The sequence below is a fragment of the Leucobacter sp. 7(1) genome, assembly GCF_900163635.1.
GTDB lineage: Bacteria > Actinomycetota > Actinomycetes > Actinomycetales > Microbacteriaceae > Leucobacter.
Genome location: NZ_FUID01000098.1, coordinates 1 through 5,527, shown reverse-complemented (window position 1 = coordinate 5,527; position 5,527 = coordinate 1). Strand labels below are relative to the sequence as shown.

The 5,527-nt window shown below is 53.8% G+C and carries 3 rRNA genes; all 3 read left to right on the top strand.

What is annotated here, in order from left to right:
- The first annotated feature begins 213 nt into the window (after positions 1–213).
- The 3 genes from FM113_RS17075 to rrf all read left to right on the top strand — a co-directional run bounded on the left by FM113_RS17075 (position 214) and on the right by rrf (position 5,519).
- Positions 214–1,736 (top strand): 16S ribosomal RNA (locus FM113_RS17075).
- 438 nt (positions 1,737–2,174) lie between these two features.
- Positions 2,175–5,278: ribosomal RNA gene (locus FM113_RS17070) — 23S ribosomal RNA — on the top strand.
- Positions 5,279–5,402: 124 nt separating this feature from the next.
- Positions 5,403–5,519, top strand: a 5S ribosomal RNA gene (gene rrf, locus FM113_RS17065).
- Together the 16S, 23S and 5S rRNA genes form the textbook arrangement of a ribosomal RNA operon.
- The last annotated feature ends 8 nt before the right edge of the window (positions 5,520–5,527 follow it).

The following is a 5,527-nucleotide window of genomic DNA, read 5'->3' as shown; positions in this document are numbered from 1 at the left end:
ACGGGTGGTGTCTGGTCTTTGAGAACTCAATAGTGTGCACTTTAATTGTCAAATGCCAATTATTTAATCCCGTCGCTGGAATCTTTGTGGTTCTGGTTGATGGCGATTCCTTTTGGATAACAAAGAAATTTCGTCAGTATTGATGAGTTTCTGTTGTCAGGTTGAACTCGCATGCTTGGTGGCTTATTCCGCTGCTTTGTGTGCATGTAATTTTTTACGGAGAGTTTGATCCTGGCTCAGGACGAACGCTGGCGGCGTGCTTAACACATGCAAGTCGAACGATGAAGCCCAGCTTGCTGGGTGGAAGAGTGGCGAACGGGTGAGTAACACGTGAGCAACCTGCCCTTCACTCTGGGATAAGCACTGGAAACGGTGTCTAATACTGGATATGCACGATGGCCGCATGGTCTGTTGTGGGAAAGATTTATCGGTGAAGGATGGGCTCGCGGCCTATCAGCTTGTTGGTGAGGTAGTGGCTCACCAAGGCGACGACGGGTAGCCGGCCTGAGAGGGTGACCGGCCACACTGGGACTGAGACACGGCCCAGACTCCTACGGGAGGCAGCAGTGGGGAATATTGCACAATGGGCGAAAGCCTGATGCAGCAACGCCGCGTGAGGGATGACGGCCTTCGGGTTGTAAACCTCTTTTAGTAGGGAAGAAGCGCAAGTGACGGTACCTGCAGAAAAAGCACCGGCTAACTACGTGCCAGCAGCCGCGGTAATACGTAGGGTGCAAGCGTTGTCCGGAATTATTGGGCGTAAAGAGCTCGTAGGCGGCTTGTCGCGTCTGCTGTGAAAACCCGAGGCTCAACCTCGGGCCTGCAGTGGGTACGGGCAAGCTAGAGTGCGGTAGGGGAGATTGGAATTCCTGGTGTAGCGGTGGAATGCGCAGATATCAGGAGGAACACCGATGGCGAAGGCAGATCTCTGGGCCGTAACTGACGCTGAGGAGCGAAAGCATGGGGAGCGAACAGGATTAGATACCCTGGTAGTCCATGCCGTAAACGTTGGGAACTAGATGTAGGGCCTGTTCCACGGGTTCTGTGTCGTAGCTAACGCATTAAGTTCCCCGCCTGGGGAGTACGGCCGCAAGGCTAAAACTCAAAGGAATTGACGGGGGCCCGCACAAGCGGCGGAGCATGCGGATTAATTCGATGCAACGCGAAGAACCTTACCAAGGCTTGACATATACGAGAACGGGCGAGAGATCGTCAACTCTTTGGACACTCGTAAACAGGTGGTGCATGGTTGTCGTCAGCTCGTGTCGTGAGATGTTCGGTTAAGTCCGGCAACGAGCGCAACCCTCGTCCTATGTTGCCAGCACGTTATGGTGGGAACTCATGGGATACTGCCGTGGTCAACACGGAGGAAGGTGGGGATGACGTCAAATCATCATGCCCCTTATGTCTTGGGCTTCACGCATGCTACAATGGCCGATACAATGGGCTGCGATACCGCGAGGTGGAGCGAATCCCAAAAAGTCGGTCTCAGTTCGGATTGGGGTCTGCAACTCGACCCCATGAAGTCGGAGTCGCTAGTAATCGCAGATCAGCAACGCTGCGGTGAATACGTTCCCGGGCCTTGTACACACCGCCCGTCAAGTCATGAAAGTCGGTAACACCCGAAGCCGGTGGCCTAACCCTTGTGGAGGGAGCCGTCGAAGGTGGGACTGGTGATTAGGACTAAGTCGTAACAAGGTAGCCGTACCGGAAGGTGCGGCTGGATCACCTCCTTTCTAAGGAGCACTCAACAACGTTTGTTGTTGCAGATTGCCCAGATCATCACCGAATGTGTGGTGCTGGGTGCTCATGGGTGGAACATTTGACAACGTGGATGCTTGTTTTGCGCAGCTTTGTGAGTACGCCGGTTTCGGTTGGAAAGCGTGGTTGTGTGGGGTGGGTGTCTCTTATTGTGCATACTATTGGGTCCTGAAGGACCAGCCGGCTGAGCCTTTATTGGTTTGGTGGACTGCCTTCTGACTCTTTGCCATGGAACGTGTTGTTCATGGTGGGGGGATCGACCGTACGTTGAGAACTACACAGTGGACGCGAGCATCTTGGAACACTCTTTATGGGTGTTCCTGATACTAATAATTTCATTGGTCACATGTGATCGTGATGAGCCCTTTTGGGGGTGTAGTCATGGTTGTGTGTGTTTCTGAATACTTATGTGATTTCAAGTTTCTAAGAGCAAACGGTGAATGCCTTGGCATCTGGAGCCGAAGAAGGACGTAGTAATCTGCGATAAGCCTCGGGGAGCCGATAAACGGGCTGTGATCCGAGGATTTCCGAATGGGGAAACCCCGCCAGGCGGCTTGCTGACCTGGTGACTCCCGCCTGAATATATAGGGCGGGTAGAGGGAACGTGGGGAAGTGAAACATCTCAGTACCCACAGGAAGAGAAAACAACAGTGATTCCGGTAGTAGTGGCGAGCGAACCCGGAAGAGGCTAAACCGGTTATGTGTGATACCTAGCAGGGGTTGCATAGTCGGGGTTGTGGGACATACCGTGAGGCGCTGCTAAGCCTTGAGCGTGAGAGTGAAGCTATAGGAGAACCGCTTGGAACGGCGGGCCGTAGTGGGTGAGAGTCCCGTATCCGAAATGGTTTTACCGCGTGGTGTGTATCCCAAGTAGCACGGGGCCCGAGAAATCCCGTGTGAATCTGTCAGGACCACCTGATAAGCCTAAATACTCCCAGATGACCGATAGCGGACTAGTACCGTGAGGGAAAGGTGAAAAGTACCCCGGGAGGGGAGTGAAATAGTACCTGAAACCGTTTGCTTACAATCCGTCGGAGCACCCTTGTTGGTGTGACGGCGTGCCTTTTGAAGAATGAGCCTGCGAGTTAGCGATATGTGGCGAGGTTAACCCGTGTGGGGTAGCCGTAGCGAAAGCGAGTCTGAATAGGGCGATTCAGTCGCATGTCCTAGACCCGAAGCGAAGTGATCTATCCATGGCCAGGTTGAAGCGCGTGTAAGAGCGCGTGGAGGACCGAACCCACTTAGGTTGAAAACTGAGGGGATGAGCTGTGGATAGGGGTGAAAGGCCAATCAAACTTCGTGATAGCTGGTTCTCTCCGAAATGCATTTAGGTGCAGCGTTGCGTGTTTCTTGCCGGAGGTAGAGCTACTGGATGGCCGATGGGCCCTACAAGGTTACTGACGTCAGCTAAACTCCGAATGCCGGTAAGTGAGAGCGCAGCAGTGAGACTGTGGGGGATAAGCTTCATAGTCGAGAGGGAAACAACCCAGATCACCATCTAAGGTCCCAAAGCGCGTGCTAAGTGGAAAAGGATGTGGAGTTGCTGTGACAACCAGGAGGTTGGCTTAGAAGCAGCCACCCTTCAAAGAGTGCGTAATAGCTCACTGGTCAAGTGATTCCGCGCCGACAATGTAACGGGGCTCAAGCACGCCACCGAAGTTGTGGCATTCATATAACAGGTAGGCCTTCGTGGTCCAGCCGTATGGATGGGTAGGAGAGCGTCGTGTGGCGAGTGAAGCGGCGGTGTGAACCAGCCGTGGATGCTACACGAGTGAGAATGCAGGCATGAGTAGCGAAAGACGGGTGAGAAACCCGTCCTCCGGAAGACCAAGGGTTCCAGGGTCAAGCTAATCTTCCCTGGGTAAGTCGGGACCTAAGGCGAGGCCGACAGGCGTAGTCGATGGACAACGGGTTGATATTCCCGTACCGGCGGTAAACCGTCAAAGACCTAACTAGTAGTGCTAAGCAATCCAAAGCTGACTGGATCCTTCGGGTGATGGTTTGTGGCGGCTGCGAACCCGAACTGGGGTGGTGAGCGTGAGGTGTGACGCAGGAAGGTAGCCTGTGCCGGGCGATGGTTGTCCCGGTGTAAGTATGTAGCCCGTCGATTATTAATAGTTTTCGGCTTTGGGTGAGATACGATGCGGACCCGTTTGGGGAAGCAGGTGATCCTATGCTGCCAAGAAAAGCATCGACGTGAGGTTTGCTGTTGCCCGTACCCCAAACCGACTCAGGTGGTCAGGTAGAGAATACTCAGGAGATCGAGATAATCATGGTGAAGGAACTCGGCAAAATGCCCCCGTAACTTCGGGAGAAGGGGGGCCATCCACTTATACGGATTTACTCCGGAAAGGGTGTGGTGGCCGCAGAGACCAGTGGGAAGCGACTGTTTACTAAAAACACAGGTCCGTGCTAACACGCAAGTGGACGTATACGGACTGACGCCTGCCCGGTGCTGGAAGGTTAAGAGGAGAGGTTAGACCTTTGGGTCGAAGCTTTGAATTTAAGCCCCAGTAAACGGCGGTGGTAACTATAACCATCCTAAGGTAGCGAAATTCCTTGTCGGGTAAGTTCCGACCTGCACGAATGGCGTAACGACTTCCCAGCTGTCTCCACCGTGAACTCGGCGAAATTGCAGTACGAGTAAAGATGCTCGTTACGCGCAGAAGGACGGAAAGACCCCGTGACCTTTACTACAGCTTGGTATTGGTGTTCGGTGTGGCTTGTGTAGGATAGGTGGGAGACTGTGAAGCGGGCACGCTAGTGTTCGTGGAGTCGTTGTTGAAATACCACTCTGGTCATATTGGATATCTAACTACGAACCCTGATCGGGTTTTAGGACAGTGCCTGGTGGGTAGTTTAACTGGGGCGGTTGCCTCCTAAAGAGTAACGGAGGCGCCCAAAGGTTCCCTCAACCTGGTTGGCAATCAGGTGGCGAGTGTAAGTGCACAAGGGAGCTTGACTGTGAGACTGACAGGTCGAGCAGGGACGAAAGTCGGGACTAGTGATCCGGCAGTGGCTTGTGGAAGCGCTGTCGCTCAACGGATAAAAGGTACCTCGGGGATAACAGGCTGATCTTGCCCAAGAGTCCATATCGACGGCATGGTTTGGCACCTCGATGTCGGCTCGTCGCATCCTGGGGCTGGAGTTGGTCCCAAGGGTTGGGCTGTTCGCCCATTAAAGCGGTACGCGAGCTGGGTTTAGAACGTCGTGAGACAGTTCGGTCCCTATCCTCTGCGCGCGTTGGAGATTTGAGAGGATCTGACCCTAGTACGAGAGGACCGGGTTGGACGAACCTCTGGTGTGCCAGTTGTTCTGCCAAGGGCATGGCTGGTTGGCTACGTTCGGGATGGATAACCGCTGAAAGCATCTAAGCGGGAAGCCGGCCTCAAGATGAGATCTCCGTAGGGGTTTACCCCTGTGAGGCTCCCAGTAGATGACTGGGTTGATAGGCCAGATGTGGAAGCATGGTAACGTGTGGAGCTGACTGGTACTAATAAGCCGATAACTTGATTTTTTCTCACCCTTTGTGGTGGGGCATAACGTCTTCAGTAACGATAATCGCGTCCACTTTGTGGTTCCCAACGGGCGGCCACACACCACACCCTTTGGGGTGTGTTGTGGTCATAAGTTGATAGAGTTACGGCGGTTATAGCGTCAGGGAAACGCCCGGTCACATTCCGAACCCGGAAGCTAAGACTGACTGCGCCGATGGTACTGCACTCGGGAGGGTGTGGGAGAGTAGGACACCGCCGGACACCTTTTA